The following is a 17,467-nucleotide window of genomic DNA, read 5'->3' on the forward strand; positions in this document are numbered from 1 at the left end:
TCTCAACTTTCGTCCATCTTGGCGACGATGCGGGCCAGCGAGCGCATGTTCCGCGCCGTGCCCCGGCACTGCAGCCGGCGTTCGATGAAGGGCGCGGTCAGGCGGCTGTTCCCGACCCCTTCGACAAAATCGATATAGAGCGCGCGCGGCCCGATGGCGAGACGCTCCGGCCCGCGCCCCTCGTGGTCGGTCACCAGCACCCGGAACTGAGCGGGATCGGGGTCACGGTCGAGGAACATGGTGTGGACCAGCTTGTCTTCGCCGGCTCCCTCCTTGGGCCCCGCAAACGGATTGCCGCTGATCGCCTCGGCCACCTCGTCGCGGCTGCGCACCGCGGCGATCGTCGTCATGGCGAAGCGCTGGCGGACCAGGAGCTCGAGCTTTTCCTCGAGACCGCGGGTCGGGCGCTCCTCATGCGTGAACAGCACGTTGCCGCTGGCGACGACGGTCTCGACGTCGCTGAACCCCTCCTCCTCGAACGCCGCGCGCAGTTCCGCCATCGTCAGCCGGTTGCCGCCGACGTTGATCGAACCGAGGAAGGCTACGTAGCGGGACATTCAGGCTCCGTGGGACGAGACGAATCCCACTCCGATGCCAATCACCAAAAATGCGATGCTGGAAAGAACCCACGCGCAGCCCAACCCCTCCCCAAGGCACCCGAGCGTCGCGTCCGCATTCTGGGAGCGACGCTCTATGGTTTCCTGTTCCGGATCGTCGCTCACAACGTCCGTTCGCGTTCCTCGACCTCGAAGACTTCGAGCATGTCACCGGCCTTGATGTCGTTGGTGTCCTGCAGGACCACGCCGCATTCGAGGCCCGCGCGCACTTCCGGAACGTCGTCCTTGAAGCGGCGCAGCGAGGCGATGATCGTCTTTGAAACGATGACGTCGTTGCGGGTGAGGCGCGCGGAGATGCCCTTCTTGATGTAGCCTTCGAGCACGAGGAGGCCGGCGGCCTTGTCCTTCTTGCCCGCGGGGAACACTTCCTTGACCTCGGCGCGGCCGACGACGTGTTCGATCCGCTCCGGACCCCAGATGCCGGCCATTTCCTTGGCGACGTCCTCGGTCAGGTGGTAGATCACGTCGAAGTACTTCATCCGCACCTTCTGGCGCTCGACCATCTCGCGCGCCTTGGCGTTCGGACGGACGTTGAAGCCGATGATCGGCGCGCCGGAGGCCGAAGCCAGCGTCACGTCGCTTTCGGTGATCGCACCCACGCCCGACTGGAGCACGCGGACCTTGATCTCGTCGTTCGACAGGCGGTTGAGCGCGTTGATGATCGCCTCCGTCGAGCCCTGGACGTCGGCCTTGATGACCACCGGGTACTCGATCACCGCCTGCTTGGTGGCGAGCGCCGAGAACATGTTCTCGAGGCTGACCGGGGCGGCGGTGGTGCGCTTGGCGGTGGCCTTTTCCTGGCGATAGGCGGCAACCTCGCGGGCGCGGGCCTCGCTTTCGACCACGGTCAGGGTGTCGCCAGCCATCGGCACGCCGCCGATGCCCAGCACCTCGACCGGTAGCGACGGCGGCGCGGCCTTCACCTGGCGGCCCTTGTCGTCGAGCATCGCACGGACACGGCCAGACTGGGTGCCGACGACGAGAATGTCGCCGACCTTCAGTGTGCCGCGGTTGACCAGCACGGTCGCCAGCGGACCCTTGCCCTTGTCGAGCTTGGCCTCAATCACCGTGGCTTCCGCCCCGCGATCCGGATTGGCCCTGAGTTCGAGCAGTTCGGCCTGGAGCAGGATCTTCTCGATCAGCGTGTCGAGCCCAGCGCCGGTCTTGGCCGAGACTTCCACGTCCTGCACGTCGCCGCTCATCTCCTCGACGATGACTTCATGCTCGAGCAGGCGCTCGCGGATCTTCTGCGGGTTCGCTTCGGGCTTGTCGGCCTTGGTGATCGCGACGATCATCGGCACGCCGGCCGCCTTGGTGTGATTGATTGCCTCGATCGTCTGCGGCATGATCCCGTCGTCGGCCGCGACCACCAGGATGACGATGTCGGTCACGTTCGCGCCGCGCATCCGCATCTCGGTAAAGGCTTCGTGGCCCGGCGTGTCGAGGAAGGTGACGAGGTCGCCGCCCTTGGTCTTGATCTGGTACGCGCCGATGTGCTGGGTGATCCCGCCGGCCTCGCCGCGGACCACGTCGGTGCCGCGCAGGGCGTCGAGCAGGCTGGTCTTGCCGTGGTCGACGTGGCCCATGATCGTGACCACCGGCGGACGCACCTTGAGCGATTCCTCGGTATCGACATCGGAAGTGGTGTCGATGTCGACGTCGCTTTCGCTGACGCGCTGGATGTTGTGGCCGAATTCCTCGACCAGCAGCTCGGCGGTATCCTGGTCGATCGTCTGGTTGACGGTGACCATCATGCCCATCTTGAACAGCGCCTTGACCAGGTCGGCGCCCTTTTCGGCCATGCGGTTGGCGAGTTCCTGGACGGTGATCGCTTCCGGCACGACGACATCGCGGACCTGCTTCTCGCGCGGCTGCGACTGCCCGGCGAAGTGGGCCCGGCGCTCCTTCTCGCGGGCACGCTTGAGCGCGGCGAGCGAGCGGGCGCGGGCACCTTCGTCCTCGTTGAGGGCGCGGGTGACGGTCAGCTTGCCCGACTGGCGGCGGTTGTCGCCGGCGGTCTTGTCGCGGGCGTGGGCCGGCTTCTTCGGCGGCTCGGGACGCTTGACCGGGGCGACCGGGGTGAACCGGCGCGGCGCCGGGGCGGCCGGGGCAGCGGCCTTGGCCTCGACCGGGGCGGACGCGGGCGCCGCTTCGGCTTCGGCGGCAGCCGCAGGCGCAGGCACCTCGGCAGCCGGTTCCGGCGCAGCGACCGGTTCGGGAGCCGGCGCGGCCGGAGCTTCGGTTTCGGCCTTGCGGTTGTCTTCGGCGCGGCGGCGCTCTTCCTCAAGCGCGCGGGCCTTGGCCTCTTCCTCGCGGCGGCGCGCTTCCTCGGCGAGCTGGAGGCGCTGTTCCTCGGCCTCCCGCAGCAGGCGGGCCTGCATTTCCTGGCGCGTTTCCTGGCTCACCGCCGGGCGCGGCGCAGGCGGCGGCGGGGCGACGGGCGCTGCGACCGGGGCGGGCGCAGGGGTCGGCGCGGGCGCAGGCGCGGCCACCTCGCCGGGACGCCCGACGAGCTTGCGGCGCTTCACCTCGACCACCACCTTGTTGGTGCGGCCGTGGCTGAAGGTCTGCTTGACCTCGCCGGCTTCAACCGAAGTCTTAAGCCCCAGCGGCCTGCGGCCGAGCTTCGGTTTGTCGTTGCTGTCCGTCATCTAACCAATACGCCCTTCATCAAAAACGTCGTTCACGCGGCGCGGACGCTGTCGCGCCCCGCACCGCTGTCATTTCCCGTATGCTCATCGCGACCGAGGAAGCGCACGAGGCGCTGCAATGGCGCGGCAACCCTTTGGGCAGCCGCGGAATCGCTCAGCGCCAGGTGGACGACGTTGTCGCGGCCCAATGCCACAGACAGCGCCGCCCGGTCCAGCGGCAAGATTACGCCTTGCATGCCCGAACCTTCGGCCTCCTCGCCGACGCGCCAGGCCTGGTCGAGCTTGCGCGAGCCGTCCTCGCGCGCGTCGCTCGCGTGGTACAGCGCCGCGACCTGCCCGTTGCGCGCGGCCTGGGCGATCTTCTCGCCCCCGAGCACGATCTTGCCCGCCGCCAGTTCGACGCCAAGGCGGTCGAGGAGCGCGCGGGTCAGCGCCGTCGCGGTGCGTTCGCCAAGGTCCGCGGGGATTGCGACCGGCGCGCCCTTGAACGCGCGCGCCAACGCCCCCTTGAGTTTGCCATTGGCGAGCGCCTTTTCAAGGGCTTCGCGGTTTACCGCAATCCACGCCCCCCGCCCCGGCGCGCGCGCCAGCGGGTCCGGCGCGATCTCGCCCGACGGGGAAAGCGCAAGCCGCACCAGCTCATCGCGCGAACCGTGCTCGCCCGAGAGGATGCAGCGCCGCTCCGGCGAAGCGTGCTTCGCCGGCCGGCCGTCGATAGTGTCGACCTCTAGCGGTTCATTGTGAGGAATCCGCATCAGCGGCCTCCTCTGCTGCCGGTTCGTCCTCGAACCAGTGGGCACGCGCGGCCATGATGATCTCGTTGCCCTGCTCTTCCGACAGGCCATACTCGCCCAGCACGCCGCCCTTGTCCTCGAGCCGCTCGCTCCGCTCACGGCGCTGCGGCGGTCCTTCGCTGCGGCGACGCGGTTCGGCACGCTTCTTGAGGATCAGCTCGTCGGTGGCGAGATCCGCCAGGTCGTCGAGCGTCTTGATCCCGGCCTTGCCCAGCGTGACCAGCATCGCCTCGGTCAGGTGCGGCAATTCGGCAAGGTCGTCCTCGACACCCAGCGCGCGGCGCTGTTCGCGGAACGCTTCGTCGCGGCGCTCGAGCGCCTCGGCCGCGCGGCTCTGCAGTTCTTCGGCGAGTTCCTCGTCGAAACCCTCGATCCCGGCGAGTTCGGCGATCTCGATGTAGGCGACTTCCTCCAGCTCGCTGAAGCCTTCGGCGACCAGCAGCTGCGACAGGGTCTCGTCGACGTCGAGCTCTTCCTCGAACATCTTCGAACGCTCGGCGAACTCGCGCTGGCGCTTCTCCGAGGCTTCGGCATCGGTCATGATGTCGATGGCCGAGCCGGTCAGCTGGCTGGCGAGGCGGACGTTCTGGCCGCGGCGGCCGATCGCGAGGCTGAGCTGGTCATCGGGCACGACGACCTCGATCCGGCTCTCTTCCTCGTCGATCACCACGCGGCTGACGGTCGCCGGCTGGAGCGCATTGACGACGAAGGTCGCGGTGTCCTCGCTCCAGGGGATGATGTCGATCTTCTCGCCCTGCAGTTCCTGCACGACGGCCTGGACGCGGCTGCCCTTCATGCCGACGCAGGCGCCGACCGGGTCGATCGAACTGTCGCGGCTGATCACGCCGATCTTGGCGCGGCTGCCCGGATCGCGGGCGGCGGCCTTGATCTCGATGATGCCGTCGTAGATTTCCGGCACTTCCTGCGCGAACAGCTTCTTCATGAATTCGGGGTGCGCGCGGCTGAGGAAGATCTGCGGACCGCGGTTCTGGCGCTCGACCTTGCTGATCCAGGCGCGGACGCGCTCGCCCACGCGCGGCACTTCGCGCGGGATCTGCTGGTCGCGGCGAATCACGCCCTCGGCGCGGCCAAGGTTGACGATGACATGGCCGAACTCGACCGACTTGATCACGCCGGTGATGACTTCGCCGGCGCGGTCCTTGAATTCCTCGTACTGGCGCTCGCGCTCGGCATCGCGGACCTTCTGGAAGATCACCTGCTTGGCCGACTGGGCGTCGATCCGGCCCAGATCCACCGGCGGCAGCGGATCGACGATGAAGTCACCGACCTTGGCGTCGGGCTGGAGCTTTTCGGCCTGCTTCAGGTCGACCTGCTTGAAGTAGTCCTCGACCTCCTCGACCACTTCGACCACGCGCCACAGGCGCAGGTCGCCGGTGCGCGGATCGAGCTTGGCGCGGATGTCGTTCTCCGCACCGTAGCGGTTGCGCGCGGACTTCTGGATCGCCTCTTCCATCGCCTCGATGACGATCGACTTGTCGATCATCTTCTCGGTCGCGACCGCGTTCGCGATCGCGAGCAGTTCGGCGCGGTTGGCGGAAACCGTACTGGCCATGGGTCAGTCTTCCTGTTCTTCGAGAATTTCATCCGCCCCGCTGGTGTCCAGCGGGCGGGTGGCGGCGATCAGCCGGTCGGTAAGGACCAGCTTGGCGGAATGGATATCGGACAGCGGGAACGAGACGCGGCCGGACTTCCTGTCCTCCAGCGTCACGGTGCCGTCCTCGATGCCGGCGAGGTCGCCCTGGAGCGACTTGCGGTTGCCGTCCACGGGGTTCTTCAGCGCGACCCGCACCTCGTGCCCGGCCCACTGGGTGAAGTCCTTGGCGCGGGTCAGCGGACGATCAATGCCCGGCGAGCTGACCTCGAGGCGGTAGGCCTCCTCGATCAGCATCTCGCCGGCTTCTTCCAGTTCATCGATGCGATCGGAGATCCGGTGCGACAGCGCGGCGCAATCCTCGATCACCAGCTGGCCGGTTTCGGGCCGCTCGGCCATGATCTGGAGGGTGACTTCCTCGTCACCGACCTCGCTCCTGCCGAACACGATCACGCGCACGAGATCGAAGCCGAGGGCCTTGGCCTCGGGCTCCACAATCTCGGTAATCCGCGCGATATCCGCCATGCAATCTCCGTCCGGTCCCGATGGAAGAGCAAAACTGGTTTCGGGCCGGCCCCTCTCGGCGCCAGCCTGACGTTGCTTTCACAATGTCGGGATGAGCGGCCAGATAGGGGCAAGAGCAGAAGATTGCAAGCGATAGGTGCGCGCCTCAGATTCGCAACTGGCTGCCGAGTTCGACCACCCGGTTCGCCGGCAACCGGTAATAATCCATCGCCGATTCCGACGCCTTCAGCATCCACGCGAACAGCTGTTCGCGCCACAGGGCCATGCCCGCCACCTCCCGCGCCGCGATCAGCTTCTGCCGGCCGAGGAAATAGCTGGTCCGCATCGGGTCGAGCGCGATTCCGCGGTCCGCCGCGGGGGCGAGGTCGCGTGGAATGTCGACCTCTTCGGTAAAGCCGTAATGCAGCACCACCCGGAAGAATCCGCGACCGACGTCGTGGATCTCGAGTCGCTTGTCCTCGCTCACCCGCGGGGTCTCGCCGACCTCGACCGTCAGCAGGACCACGTTCGCGTGGAGCACCTGGTTGTGCTTGAGGTTGTGGAGCAGCGCCGCCGGCACGCCGTCCTTGGCGGCGGAAAGGAACACCGAGGTGCCCTTGACCCGGTGGACCGAACTCGCCGCCGACTTCACGAACAATTCAAGCGGCATCGCTTCCTCCTCCAGCTTGGCGCGGAGGAGGCGCCGCCCGGCGGCCCAGGTGGTCAGCACGGTGAAGATCACCCCCGCGACCAGCAATGGCACCCATCCGCCGTCGGCAAGCTTGGTCACGTTCGAGAGGAAGAAGGCGGTATCGACCACCGCGAACAGGGAGATCGTGCCCCACGCCAGCCAGCGGTTCCAGCGCCAGACCTTCAGGAGCAGGAAACCGAGCATCGCGGTGGTGATCAGCATCGTGCCGACCACCGAAATGCCATAGGCCGAGGCGAGCTTGCTCGATTCCCTGAAGCCCAGGACCAGCACCACGACCATCCCCGCAAGCGCCCAGTTGACCGCCGGCATGTAGATCTGCCCCGCCGCCTTGTCGCTGGTGTGGAGGAACTTGAGGCGCGGCAGGAAGCCGAGCTGGATCGCCTGGTGGGTGACCGAGAATGCGCCCGAGATCACTGCCTGGCTGGCGATGATCGTCGCCAGCGTCGCGAGAATGATCAGCGGCAGCCGCGCCCACTCCGGGGCCATCAGGTAGAACGGATTCTCCACCGCCGCCGGATTGCCGAGCAGCAGCGCGCCCTGCCCCATGTAGTTGAGCATCAGCGCCGGGAAGACGAGGCCGAGCCAGCTAAACCCGATCGCCCTGCGCCCGAAGTGGCCCATGTCGGCATAAAGCGTCTCCGCCCCGGTGACCGCGAGGAACACCGAGCCCAGCGCGAGGAACGCAAGGCGCGGGTCATAGGCGAAGAACCGCATCGCCCAGCGCGGGTCGAAGATGCCGAGGATCTGCGGCTGCTGCGCGATGTTGACGATGCCGAGCACCGCCAGCACCACGAAATAGACCAGCACCACCGGCCCGAACAGCGCCCCCACCCGGGCCGTCCCGCGCGACTGGATCAGGAACAGGCCGACCAGCACCAGCAATGCGATCGGCACGATCAGCGGGGTCATGTCGGATTCGACGATGGTCAGCCCCTCGACCGCCGAGAGCACCGAGATGGCCGGGGTCAGCATCGCGTCGCCATAGAACAGCGCCGCCGCCAGCACCCCCAGCACCATCAGCACCGCGCGCCTGCGTGGATCGTCGAGCTGGCGCGAAATCAGCGCGAGTAGCGCGAACGAGCCGCCCTCGCCCTTGTTGTCGGCGCGCATCGCCACCGCCACGTACTTGACGGTGACGATCAGCATCAGCGTCCAGAACACCAGGCTGAGCACCCCGAAGATGTGCAGCGGATCGACCGCCAGCGGGTGCGGTCCGATGAAGCTTTCCTTCATGGCGTAGAGCGGCGAGGTCCCGATGTCGCCATAGACCACCCCGATCGCGCCCAGCATCAGCACAGGAAGCGGCTCGGCCGGGCCATGGACGGGGCCAAGCGCAGGAGTGGTGGTTCGCGAGGGAACGGCGGGTTCGTCTGAGGTCGGTGACATGTCTTTATAGTGGGGGTGAAGCGCATAAAGATTCCATGTGGATTTCGCGCTGCGCCGCCATAATCTCTCGACCCATACGGACTGCGAGCGCATTTATCCGGGCATGAGCTTCGACCGACTTCTCCCCGCCCCCGACCATCGCGCCTCTCCCGCGCTGGGCCTCGCGTCCTACGCCGCAGCGCTGCTGCTCGTCGCCCTGTCGACCGTGATCGGCCTCGCCGTCGCGGCGCGGTGGGGCAGTTCGCCGGTGGTCATGCTCTACCTTCCGCCAGTGCTCGCTGCCGCAATCTTCGCCGGCCTGCGCCCCGGTCTTTTCGCCGCCGCTGCCTCGACGCTGGCCTACAATTTCTATTTCACCGAGCCGGTCCACACCTTCGCCATCGACCGCCCGGCAGACATCGTCACGGTCATCGTCCTGTTCCTCGTCGCCGTGGTTTCGAGCCAGCTCGCCGCGTCGGTGCGTACCCAGGCCCGGCTGGCGCAGCAGCACGCCGCGCGCAACGCGGCCATTGCCGGGTTCTCGCGCCGCCTGCTCTCTGCCGCGAGCGAGGCCGAGGTCACCGAGCTATCCGCCGGCCAGCTCGCCGCGCTGTTCGATTGCCATGCAGTGATCCTCGGGCCGGACGGCGCGACGGCGGCCGCGGTGCCTGGCTCCGTCATGCTCTCGCCGAGCGATCTTGCCGCCGGGGCCTACACCCTCGAATCCGGCGAACCCTCGGGCCGGGGCGAGAAGCGCGCCGCCGAGGCCGACTGGCAGTTCCACCCGGTGCTGTCGGGCAAGGTCGCCATCGCCGCCGCCGGCCTCGCCCGCTCCGACGGCACCCCCCCGGTGGACGAGGACCGCGCCCTCCTGCTTGAAAGCCTGCTCGACCAGCTGGCGCTCGCCCTGGAACGCGCCCGGCTCGACCGCGAGGCCCGCGACAGCGCCGCGCTGCGGGCCCGCGACAAGCTCCGCTCCGCCTGGCTGGCCTCCATCGGTGACGACGTGAAGCCGCGTCTCAGGGAGATCCAGTCCGCAGTGCGCGCCCTGCGCCGCGGCGACGGCGACCCCCGCACGCTGGCTGCCGCGCTCGACGGCGAGGTAACCCAGGTCGACCGCTATATCGACAATCTCGTCGACCTCACCCCCGGCGCCGAGCACGAACCGCTGGTGTTCGGCGACATCGCCATCGACCTCTATCGCCGGTCCGTCCGACGCGGGGCCGAGGCACTGCACTTCACTCCGAAGGAATTCGCTGTCCTCGCCGAGCTGGCCAAGCATGCCGGCAAGACGCTTACTCACGCCCAGATACTCCGCGCGGTCTGGGGCCCGGCGCAGCAGGCCCACGTCGACTACCTGCGCGTGGCGATCCGCGCCCTGCGGCAGAAGCTGGAGCGCGAACCGGCAAATCCGGCGCTGATCGTCAACGAGCCGGGAGTGGGATATCGGCTGACCATGGGGTAATGCGGCCCGCGAACGGGCGCGGGAAAAACGAAGGAAAACCAACTTTTAATTTCGAGACTTGGACCTTTGGGTGGGCCGCTTCGTTGCTCGGTCATCGTCCTCCACGAAAGTCCGTTCATGGCCAAGTCTCCGAAGTCGCCCGCCAAATCCCCCGCCAGCGCCCGCTCGACATCCGGCGGTGAAACCCACCAGCAGGGCGGCGGCCTCACCACCAATTTCGGCGTGCCGATCAGCGACAACCAGAACAGCCTCAAGGCGGGCTCTCGCGGGCCGACGCTGCTCGAGGACTTCGTCCTGCGCGAAAAGATCTTCCACTTCGATCACGAGCGTATTCCCGAACGCATCGTCCACGCCCGCGGTTCGGGCGCGCACGGCATCTTCGAGGCGAAGGAGGACATCAGCGACCTCACCCGCGCCGCGGTGTTCGCGAAGGGCACGACGACCGAAGTGTTCGCCCGCTTTTCGACGGTGGCCGGCGGGTCCGGCTCGGTCGACACGCCGCGCGACGTGCGCGGGTTCGCCGTCAAGTTCTACACGCCCGAAGGCAACTGGGACCTTGTCGGCAACAACATCCCGGTGTTCTTCATCCAGGACGCGATCAAGTTTCCCGACCTCGTCCATTCGGTGAAGATGGAAGCCGACCGCGGCTATCCGCAAGCCGCCAGCGCGCACGACACGTTCTGGGACTTCGTCAGCCTGATGCCGGAATCGACCCACATGCTGATGTGGGCGATGAGCGACCGCACGATCCCCCGCTCGCTCCGCACCATCGAAGGGTTCGGGGTCCACACGTTCCGCCTGGTCAATGCCGATGGCGACGATACCTTCGTCAAGTTCCACTGGAAGCCGGTGCTCGGCCTTCAGTCAACCTGCTGGGACGAAGCGGTGAAGATCGCGGGCGCTGACCCCGACTACCATCGCCGCGACCTGTTCGAAGCGATCGACAGCGGCGACTTTCCGGCATGGGACCTCGGCATCCAGGTGTTCGACGAAGCGTTCGCCGCGAGCCTGCCATACGACGTGCTCGACGCCACCAAGCTCATTCCCGAAGAACTGCTCCCGGTCCGGATCATCGGCCGGATGACGCTGAACAGGAACGTCGACAACTTCTTCGCGGAAACCGAGCAGGCCGCATTCCTGCCCAGCAACGTCCCGCCGGGCATCGACTTCTCGAACGACCCGCTGCTGCAGGGTCGGCTGTTCTCCTATCTCGACACCCAGAAGTCGCGGCTCGGCACCACGAACTTCCACCAGATCCCGATCAATGCACCGCGCTGCCCGTTCGCCAATTTCGAACGCGACGGGATGATGCAGACGATGGTCCCCAAGGGCCGGGCCAACTACGAGCCGAACAGCCTGGCCGATAACGGCGAGGACGGCGGCCCGCGCGAAAGCGATGCCGGCTTCCGCACCGTCGCCAAGAACGCCGAGCGCAACGATGCAGCCCAGAAGCTGCGGATCCGCAGCGAGACATTCGCCGACCATTACAGCCAGGCGCGGCTGTTCTATCGCTCGCAGACCCCGATCGAGCAGGCGCACATGGCGTCGGCGTTCACGTTCGAGCTTTCCAAGGTGATGCTCGAGCCGATCCGCCTGCGGATGCTTTCCAACCTCCGCAACGTCGATGAAGACCTCGCCGCTCGGGTAGCGGCTGGCCTGGCGATGGACCTGCCCGCGGCATCGGTGCCGGCGAGCGCGCCGATCGACCTCGACCCGTCCGATGCGCTGTCGATCGTCAAGCAGGGCGACACGCCCATGAAGGGCCGCAAGGTCGCGCTGCTGTTCGACGAAGCATCCGACAAGGCGGAGATCGACAAGGTCACCGCTGCCGTGGAGAAGGCTGGCGGTTCGGTGTTCACCGTGGCCCCCAAGGTCGGCGGACTGAAACTGAAGGGCGGCACCATGAAGGCCGACGGCCAGCTGGCCGGGTCACCCTCGGTCCTGTTCGATGCGATCGCGGTGGTGCTCCACCCCGATGCGGCCGAGAAGCTGGCCATGGACGGCGCGGCAGTCCAGTTCGTGATGGATGCGTTCGGCCATGTGAAGACCATCGGCCACAATCCGGGCGCACAGGCGCTGCTCGACAAGGCCGGGGTCGTGGCGGACGAGGGCGTTGTCACGCTCGCCGACTTTGCCGGGATCGCGCCCAAGCGTCACTGGAACCGCGAACCGAAGGTCCGCATGCTCGCCTGACGGTTAAGCAAGCCCCGGCCGCCTGCCGCGCGGCCGGGGCTTGTCCTTTTGCTATTTTTCCGGAGAATTTCCCAATCGTTCGGATTGCGGACTTCCGGAATTTCCAGTTCCCCGGGCCGAAACGGCCCAAAACCGCCATTTCCCGCATTTGGCACGCCCCCTGCAATGCTTCGTTCATCCACCGGACCACCGGTGAAACCGAACACTAAAGGGGAACAAGAATGACCACCATCCGCAACTTCGCCGCCCATATCGTGGCCGCCGGCACCGCCTTCGCGCTCAGCCTCGCGCTGATCGGGACCACCGTTTCCACCCCCGCGCCGCAGCAGGGCGCGGACTTTGCCCAGGAGATTTCGGCATGAGCGACCTGCGTTTCGAAGAGGGAGCCAGCGACTTTGGTGCGCGTCCCGTCAGCAACAGCCGCGGCGGTTTCCGCCTGAACAAGGCGCGCGGCAAGGTGATGGGCGTTTCGGCCGGCATCGCCGACTACACCGGGGTCGACGTTACCCTCGTCCGCGTCGCCTGGGTGCTGGGCACCCTGCTCGGCTTCGGCTCGCTGATCCTCGTCTACATCGCGATCGGCCTGATCGCGGACTGAGGGTTCGGGTAACCAAGGCGGCGCTGTCCTACAGGCGGGTTTCCTGCCATGGACGGCGCCGCTCTTTCGCAGCCTGAATACCCCGGATTCGCCGGGCTCCCGCAGACCATGCGGGACCGGCGCGGCCCTCTTGCGGGGCCTCGCGAGTTTTCGCTCAGGACACTGTCAACCGTGTCAACTTCGCCAGGAATGGCAGGCCGAACCTGAACCGCCTCTACTGCGACGGGGCCTTGGCGAACGGCGAGAAATCGGTCCCGGTGTCGAACACCTCGGTCCCCTCGCGGGCCTTGAGCCAGCCGACCACGGCATAGGTCACCGGCGTCAGCACCGCTTCCCACACCACCTTCATCAGCCAGTTGGTGACCATCACGGTCAGCACCTGCTCGGTCGTCCAGATGCCGAGGAAGGCAATCGGGTAGAACAGCAGGCTGTCGACCGCCTGGCCGAACACCGTCGAGCCGATCGTCCGGGTCCACAGCGCCTTGCCTTGCGTGAGGATCTTCATCTTGGCGAGGACGAACGAGTTGACGAACTCGCCCGCCCAGAACGCGGTGATCGAGGCGAGGACGATCCGCCAGGTCGAGCCGAACACGCTTTCGTAGGCGGCCTGCCCGTCCCAGCCCGGCGCCGGCGGCATGGCGACGACGATCGTGCTCATGAACGCCATAAAGATCAGCGCGAAGAACCCCATCCACACGCAGCGGCGGGCGTTGGCATAGCCATAGACCTCGGTCAGCACGTCGCCGATGACATAGGAGACGGGAAAGAACAGGATGCCCGCGCCAAATGTATAGCCACCAACCTGCGCGAGCTTGGCCGCGCCGATCAGGTTCGACAGCAAGAGGATGGCGACGAACGAGGCCATTACATAGTCGAAATAGCGGAAGTGACGGCGCGCGCCGGTGGTCCCGTCGATGCGATGGATGTGCAGATCGCTCATGGCCGCACCTGCTAACCCGGTTTGCGCTTCCCGCAAAGCCCGGTATGAGCAGCCCCGGCGCGCGCCCGTAGCTCATCTGGATAGAGCGCGAGACTTCTAATCTTGAGGCAGCAGGTTCGAGTCCTGCCGGGCGCGCCAGCCTTTCCGGCTTACATCCTGCGGGCCATCTCGATCGGTTCGCCGTCGCACGGGTAACCGGCGTGGCTGGGTATCACCAGCCACGGCCCGCCGTCGCGCTCCTCGACCCGCGGGGTTACGGTGACGATCGGAGTCGCGTCGGCATGGGCCCGGCATTCCTCGAACGTGGGGTAAGCGGCGAGCCGTTCGAGATTGCGGCGGGTGGGGAAGATCACCTCGATCTCGCCCGCCTCGACCCTTTCGAGCACTTCCGCAGGGCTCGCCCAGAACAGGTGGTTGTTCTCGGTAGCGTCGACCGAGATGTCCACGGCGCCGGTGCCGATGTCGTAGATATAGAAGCGCGTGTCGAAGGTCTTCATGCCCTTGTGCCGCGGCAGCCAGTGCGCGAACGGCACCAGCCGGTCGAGCATCAGGGTCCAGCCGTGCCGCTGCAATACCGGGGCGAGCGCGCCCTGCTCGAGCAGGAAGGCGCGGGCTTCTGAGGCCACTTCGGCGCTGACCGCCTCTGCGATGCCAAGCGCGAGGCCGGTTTCCTCCAGCGTTTCGCGGATCGCCGCGATCCGCGAAGCCGCGTCTATCTCTGGCAGGTGCGGGGCGATCTCGCGGGCCAGGTCATAGTCCGCCGGATCGATCCGCCCGCCCGGAAACACCGCCGCACCGCCGGCAAAGCTCATCGTCTTCGAGCGGATGACCATGAGCACCTGCGCCGCGCGCTCCTCCCCGCCCGGGTCGCGGCGATAGATAACTACGGTGGCTGCCGGGATGGCCGGCGGGGCGTCCGCATTGTCGCCCAGGTCGCTTACGTTCATCATCGCCGCCAGCTTTGCGCCGGTTCGCTGCGCTTGCCAAGACCCCTCCATACTTGTCGGGATATTTGACAAGCTGATGAAGTGGCGACTCCGCACACCGTGCCGAACGCCCGCAATCGCGGCACGTTGGGAAACTGGCACGGTCCGTGCTTTGGTACCGGTATCCCGATAGTCTTCATGAGGCGGAGCCTTCCCGGTCTCCTCGGCTCCGCCTCCCCGGGCCCTCCGACAAAGCCGTAGCGTCCCCGCCCCTTGGCCGGCGGTCGAAATTTTGCGGCGTCAACGCTTGTGCCTCGCGCCCCTTTCGCTAAGAACCCGACTCAGCTAGCTTGGACAAAAGCGCGGATCACGGCGCGAACCGTAGCGCATAGGGGCAGAACGATGGCGACCTTCACTCTCCCGAAGAACAGCAAGATCACCGGCAAGTCGCGGCACCACGCCTCGGCCACCAACGGCAAGATCCGCAAGTTCAAGGTCTATCGCTACGACCCCGACAGCGGCCAGAACCCGCGTTACGACACCTTCGAGATCGACCTCGACCAGTGCGGCCCGATGGTGCTCGACGCGCTCATCAAGATGAAGTCCGAACAGGACCCGACCCTGACCTTCCGCCGCTCGTGCCGCGAAGGCATCTGCGGTTCGTGCTCGATGAACATCAACGGCCGCAACGGCCTCGCCTGCACCACCGCGATCGAGGATCTCAAGGGCGACGTGCGGATCACGCCCCTGCCCCACATGGACGTGATCAAGGACCTGGTGCCCGATTTCACGCACTTCTACGCCCAGTACGCCTCGATCCGCCCGTGGCTGCAGACTGTGTCGACCACGCCTTCGGGCAAGGAGCGGCTCCAGTCGCCGGAACAGCGCGAAAAGCTCGACGGGCTGTACGAGTGCATCCTGTGTGCTTGCTGCAGCACCTCGTGCCCCAGCTACTGGTGGAATTCCGACAAGTTCCTCGGCCCGGCGATCCTGCTTCAGGCCTATCGCTGGCTGGCCGACAGCCGCGACGAGATGACCGGCGAACGCCTCGACGAGCTCGAGGATCCGTTCCGGCTCTATCGCTGCCACACGATCATGAACTGCGCCAACGTCTGCCCGAAAGGCCTGTCGCCGGCGCGGGCGATCGCCGAAATCAAGAAGATGACGGCGGAACGGCTGGTCTGATCCTGCCCGGGTGATGACGCTTGTCCGATAATCTCGCCCGGTTCCATTTCGAGCCCGATCCCGACAATCCCGGCTGGCATACGTACCGGGCGCGCGATGCGGAGAGCTTCGCGCACGTCATCGCCCCCCTCAGCGTGCGGGTCGAGGATGGACCGGACGGAAAGCAGCGCGCGCGGTTGCGGATGCAACCGGCGCGCCAGCACTGCAACATGCTGAACACGCTCCACGGCGGCGCGATGATGCTGCTGGTGGATCTCGCACTGTTCGCCGCGATCCGGCTTGTCCTGAAAGGCGACGGCGACGGCGCGGTGACGCTCGATCTCAACCAGCAGTTCCTGTCCGCCGGCAAGTTCGGGACGCCGGTCGACGCCGTGGTCGAAGTTCTGCGCGAAACCGGCCGGCTCGTGTTCCTGCGCGGGCTGGTCGAACAGGATGACGCGATCCTCGCCTCGTTTTCCGCAACCGTCCGCAAGGCGTCGAAGCGGTGACGCGGGTTTCGGCGCGTTATGCCGAACTGGTTGCCGCCGGGGAACTGAGGCCCGATCCCGAGCAAGCCGCAGCGGCAGCGCGGCTGGACCGGCTGCAACAGGAGCTTGAAGCACCGCAGGACACCGGCGGCCTGCTCGGCAAGCTGTTCGGGCGAAAGAAACCGGAAAGCCCGCGCGGCGTGTACATGTGGGGCGGGGTCGGTCGCGGCAAGTCGATGCTCATGGACCTGTTCCACGACTGCCTGGAAATCCCGCAGAAGCGCCGCGCCCATTTCCACGAATTCATGCTCGAGGTGCACGCGCGCCTGCGCGAAGAGCGCAAGAAGGAAAGCGGCGACCCGATTCTGCCCGTCGCCGCCGAAATCGCCCGCGAGGTCCGCGTACTGGCCTTCGACGAGATGGTGGTGAACAACAGCGCCGACGCCATGATCATGAGCCGGCTGTTCACGGCGCTGATCGTGGAAGGCGGCGTGACCATCGTTACCACCTCGAACCGGCCGCCGCAGGATCTCTACAAGGACGGGCTGAACCGCGAGCATTTCCTGCCCTTCATCGCGCTGATCGGCGAGCGGCTCGATGTGGTGGGTCTCAACGGGCCAACGGACTACCGGCTCGAACGCCTGCAGGGGGTCGGCACGTGGCATGTCCCGAACGGCCCAGAAGCGACGGCAGCGGTTCGCGAGGCCTTTTTCCGCCTGACCGACTATCCGCCCGAGGATAGCGAGCACGTGCCCGCTGCGGATCTCGACGTCGGCGTCGGCCGCACGATTCACGTACCCAAAAGCCTCAAGGGCGTTGCGGTCTTCAGCTTCAAGCGATTGTGCGCGGAGGCGCGCGGCGCGGCGGATTATCTGGCCATTGCCCGGCACTACCATACCGTGATCATCGTCGGGATCCCGCAACTGGGCGCGGAGCAGCGCAACGAGACGGCGCGCTTCATAACGCTGATCGACGCCTTGTATGAACACAAGGTCAAGCTGATCGCCTCCGCCGATGCCGAACCGATCGCGCTTTACGGGTCAGGCAAGGGGGACGACGAAGGCCGATTCCAGTTCGACCGGACCGTCAGCCGACTCATGGAAATGCAGAGCCAGGATTATCTCGCGCTCGGCCACGGCGAAGCGTGATCGCGGCGGCATAGCCCCGGATCGGCCCAAAAATCAGGTTAACGTTGGATAGGTCGGACAGTGCCCGCCGAATCGTGGTTAACCGCTTTCCATAGCCAATCCGGGAGCACTCTTCGGCGTCCCGAATTGCGCCGCCGAAAGCAAATCAGGGGCAAGCCGCGCAAACGACTTACCCCTGATTTTTGAACTTTTTCACGGGCTTAGATCCCGATGAACTGTGACACCGGAAACCGGCATCCGGTTCTCACATCCCGAAGGTCTGGAAGAACCACTCAATGATACCAGCGATA

General features: G+C 66.5%; 15 protein-coding genes and 1 tRNA gene. 8 read left to right on the forward strand and 8 right to left on the reverse strand.

Annotated elements, in window-relative coordinates:
• Nucleotides 1-2: 2 nt before the first annotated feature.
• The 6 genes from AC3WLD_RS15735 to AC3WLD_RS15760 all read right to left on the reverse strand — a co-directional run bounded on the left by AC3WLD_RS15735 (nucleotide 3) and on the right by AC3WLD_RS15760 (nucleotide 8,276).
• Nucleotides 3-557, reverse strand: coding sequence for a DUF1697 domain-containing protein (locus AC3WLD_RS15735; protein WP_492557920.1), 555 nt, complete (start codon nucleotides 555-557; stop codon nucleotides 3-5).
• A 161-nt stretch (nucleotides 558-718) separates the two neighbouring features.
• Complete coding sequence (infB, locus tag AC3WLD_RS15740; RefSeq protein WP_492557921.1) at nucleotides 719-3,268, reverse strand: translation initiation factor IF-2; 2,550 nt, start codon at nucleotides 3,266-3,268, stop codon at nucleotides 719-721.
• A gap of 32 nt (nucleotides 3,269-3,300) precedes the next feature.
• The gene (locus AC3WLD_RS15745; protein ID WP_492557922.1) at nucleotides 3,301-4,023 is read right to left on the reverse strand and encodes a DUF448 domain-containing protein; all 723 of its coding nucleotides are present in this window, start codon (nucleotides 4,021-4,023) and stop codon (nucleotides 3,301-3,303) included.
• On the reverse strand, nucleotides 4,004-5,635 hold the full coding sequence (gene nusA, locus AC3WLD_RS15750) for a transcription termination factor NusA (protein WP_492557923.1): 1,632 nt from the start codon (nucleotides 5,633-5,635) through the stop codon (nucleotides 4,004-4,006). The genes AC3WLD_RS15745 and nusA overlap by 20 nt, the downstream gene beginning before the upstream one ends.
• Before the next feature lie 3 nt (nucleotides 5,636-5,638).
• Nucleotides 5,639-6,199, reverse strand: a complete 561-nt coding sequence (gene rimP / locus AC3WLD_RS15755) for a ribosome maturation protein RimP (RefSeq protein ID WP_492557924.1) — start codon at nucleotides 6,197-6,199, stop codon at nucleotides 5,639-5,641.
• A gap of 145 nt (nucleotides 6,200-6,344) precedes the next feature.
• Entirely contained in the window at nucleotides 6,345-8,276 is a 1,932-nt protein-coding gene (locus AC3WLD_RS15760; RefSeq protein WP_492557925.1) for a potassium transporter Kup, read from the reverse strand.
• 103 nt (nucleotides 8,277-8,379) lie between these two features.
• Between AC3WLD_RS15760 and AC3WLD_RS15765 the strand changes: the two genes are divergently transcribed.
• From AC3WLD_RS15765 to AC3WLD_RS15780, 4 genes are all read left to right on the forward strand, one after another.
• Nucleotides 8,380-9,720, forward strand: a complete 1,341-nt coding sequence (locus AC3WLD_RS15765) for a DUF4118 domain-containing protein (protein ID WP_492557926.1) — start codon at nucleotides 8,380-8,382, stop codon at nucleotides 9,718-9,720.
• 117 nt (nucleotides 9,721-9,837) lie between these two features.
• Nucleotides 9,838-11,913 (forward strand): catalase, encoded by a 2,076-nt coding sequence (locus AC3WLD_RS15770; protein ID WP_492557927.1) that lies wholly within the window; start codon nucleotides 9,838-9,840, stop codon nucleotides 11,911-11,913.
• Between the two features lie 221 nt (nucleotides 11,914-12,134).
• On the forward strand, nucleotides 12,135-12,275 hold the full coding sequence (locus AC3WLD_RS15775) for a hypothetical protein (protein WP_492557928.1): 141 nt from the start codon (nucleotides 12,135-12,137) through the stop codon (nucleotides 12,273-12,275).
• Complete coding sequence (locus AC3WLD_RS15780; protein WP_492557929.1) at nucleotides 12,272-12,511, forward strand: PspC domain-containing protein; 240 nt, start codon at nucleotides 12,272-12,274, stop codon at nucleotides 12,509-12,511. The genes AC3WLD_RS15775 and AC3WLD_RS15780 overlap by 4 nt, the downstream gene beginning before the upstream one ends.
• Before the next feature lie 214 nt (nucleotides 12,512-12,725).
• Here the strand turns inward: AC3WLD_RS15780 and AC3WLD_RS15785 are convergent, their stop codons facing one another.
• Nucleotides 12,726-13,451 carry a queuosine precursor transporter gene (locus tag AC3WLD_RS15785; RefSeq protein WP_492557930.1) on the reverse strand — a complete coding sequence of 242 codons (726 nt, stop codon included), beginning with the start codon at nucleotides 13,449-13,451 and terminating at the stop codon, nucleotides 12,726-12,728.
• A 61-nt stretch (nucleotides 13,452-13,512) separates the two neighbouring features.
• On the opposite strand from AC3WLD_RS15785, the gene AC3WLD_RS15790 reads away from it, so the two are divergent.
• Nucleotides 13,513-13,589: transfer RNA gene (locus tag AC3WLD_RS15790), tRNA-Arg, on the forward strand.
• A gap of 11 nt (nucleotides 13,590-13,600) precedes the next feature.
• On the opposite strand, the gene AC3WLD_RS15795 is transcribed toward AC3WLD_RS15790, so the two are convergent.
• Nucleotides 13,601-14,401 carry an NUDIX hydrolase gene (locus AC3WLD_RS15795; RefSeq protein WP_492557931.1) on the reverse strand — a complete coding sequence of 267 codons (801 nt, stop codon included), beginning with the start codon at nucleotides 14,399-14,401 and terminating at the stop codon, nucleotides 13,601-13,603.
• 378 nt (nucleotides 14,402-14,779) lie between these two features.
• Between AC3WLD_RS15795 and AC3WLD_RS15800 the strand changes: the two genes are divergently transcribed.
• The 3 genes from AC3WLD_RS15800 to zapE are packed head-to-tail and all read left to right on the forward strand — an operon-like array spanning nucleotide 14,780 to nucleotide 17,177.
• Nucleotides 14,780-15,562, forward strand: a complete 783-nt coding sequence (locus AC3WLD_RS15800) for a succinate dehydrogenase iron-sulfur subunit (protein ID WP_492557932.1) — start codon at nucleotides 14,780-14,782, stop codon at nucleotides 15,560-15,562.
• Nucleotides 15,563-15,582: 20 nt separating this feature from the next.
• Entirely contained in the window at nucleotides 15,583-16,050 is a 468-nt protein-coding gene (locus tag AC3WLD_RS15805) for a PaaI family thioesterase (protein WP_492557933.1), read from the forward strand.
• Nucleotides 16,047-17,177, forward strand: a complete 1,131-nt coding sequence (zapE, locus tag AC3WLD_RS15810; protein WP_492557934.1) for a cell division protein ZapE — start codon at nucleotides 16,047-16,049, stop codon at nucleotides 17,175-17,177. The genes AC3WLD_RS15805 and zapE overlap by 4 nt, the downstream gene beginning before the upstream one ends.
• The last annotated feature ends 290 nt before the right edge of the window (nucleotides 17,178-17,467 follow it).

Source organism: Novosphingobium sp. FW305-C-111 (genome assembly GCF_058783565.1).

What these genes read in the sequence shown, in the direction of transcription:
- AC3WLD_RS15800 (WP_492557932.1), top strand. Translation starts at nt 14,780, where the DNA reads ATGGCGACCTTCACTCTCCCGAAGAACAGCAAGATCACCGGCAAGTCG.
- AC3WLD_RS15795 (WP_492557931.1), bottom strand. Translation starts at nt 14,401, where the DNA reads ATGATGAACGTAAGCGACCTGGGCGACAATGCGGACGCCCCGCCGGCC.
- infB (WP_492557921.1), bottom strand. Translation starts at nt 3,268, where the DNA reads ATGACGGACAGCAACGACAAACCGAAGCTCGGCCGCAGGCCGCTGGGG.
- AC3WLD_RS15765 (WP_492557926.1), top strand. Translation starts at nt 8,380, where the DNA reads ATGAGCTTCGACCGACTTCTCCCCGCCCCCGACCATCGCGCCTCTCCC.
- AC3WLD_RS15785 (WP_492557930.1), bottom strand. Translation starts at nt 13,451, where the DNA reads ATGAGCGATCTGCACATCCATCGCATCGACGGGACCACCGGCGCGCGC.
- AC3WLD_RS15780 (WP_492557929.1), top strand. Translation starts at nt 12,272, where the DNA reads ATGAGCGACCTGCGTTTCGAAGAGGGAGCCAGCGACTTTGGTGCGCGT.
- AC3WLD_RS15775 (WP_492557928.1), top strand. Translation starts at nt 12,135, where the DNA reads ATGACCACCATCCGCAACTTCGCCGCCCATATCGTGGCCGCCGGCACC.
- AC3WLD_RS15760 (WP_492557925.1), bottom strand. Translation starts at nt 8,276, where the DNA reads ATGTCACCGACCTCAGACGAACCCGCCGTTCCCTCGCGAACCACCACT.
- rimP (WP_492557924.1), bottom strand. Translation starts at nt 6,199, where the DNA reads ATGGCGGATATCGCGCGGATTACCGAGATTGTGGAGCCCGAGGCCAAG.
- nusA (WP_492557923.1), bottom strand. Translation starts at nt 5,635, where the DNA reads ATGGCCAGTACGGTTTCCGCCAACCGCGCCGAACTGCTCGCGATCGCG.
- AC3WLD_RS15735 (WP_492557920.1), bottom strand. Translation starts at nt 557, where the DNA reads ATGTCCCGCTACGTAGCCTTCCTCGGTTCGATCAACGTCGGCGGCAAC.
- AC3WLD_RS15745 (WP_492557922.1), bottom strand. Translation starts at nt 4,023, where the DNA reads ATGCGGATTCCTCACAATGAACCGCTAGAGGTCGACACTATCGACGGC.
- AC3WLD_RS15770 (WP_492557927.1), top strand. Translation starts at nt 9,838, where the DNA reads ATGGCCAAGTCTCCGAAGTCGCCCGCCAAATCCCCCGCCAGCGCCCGC.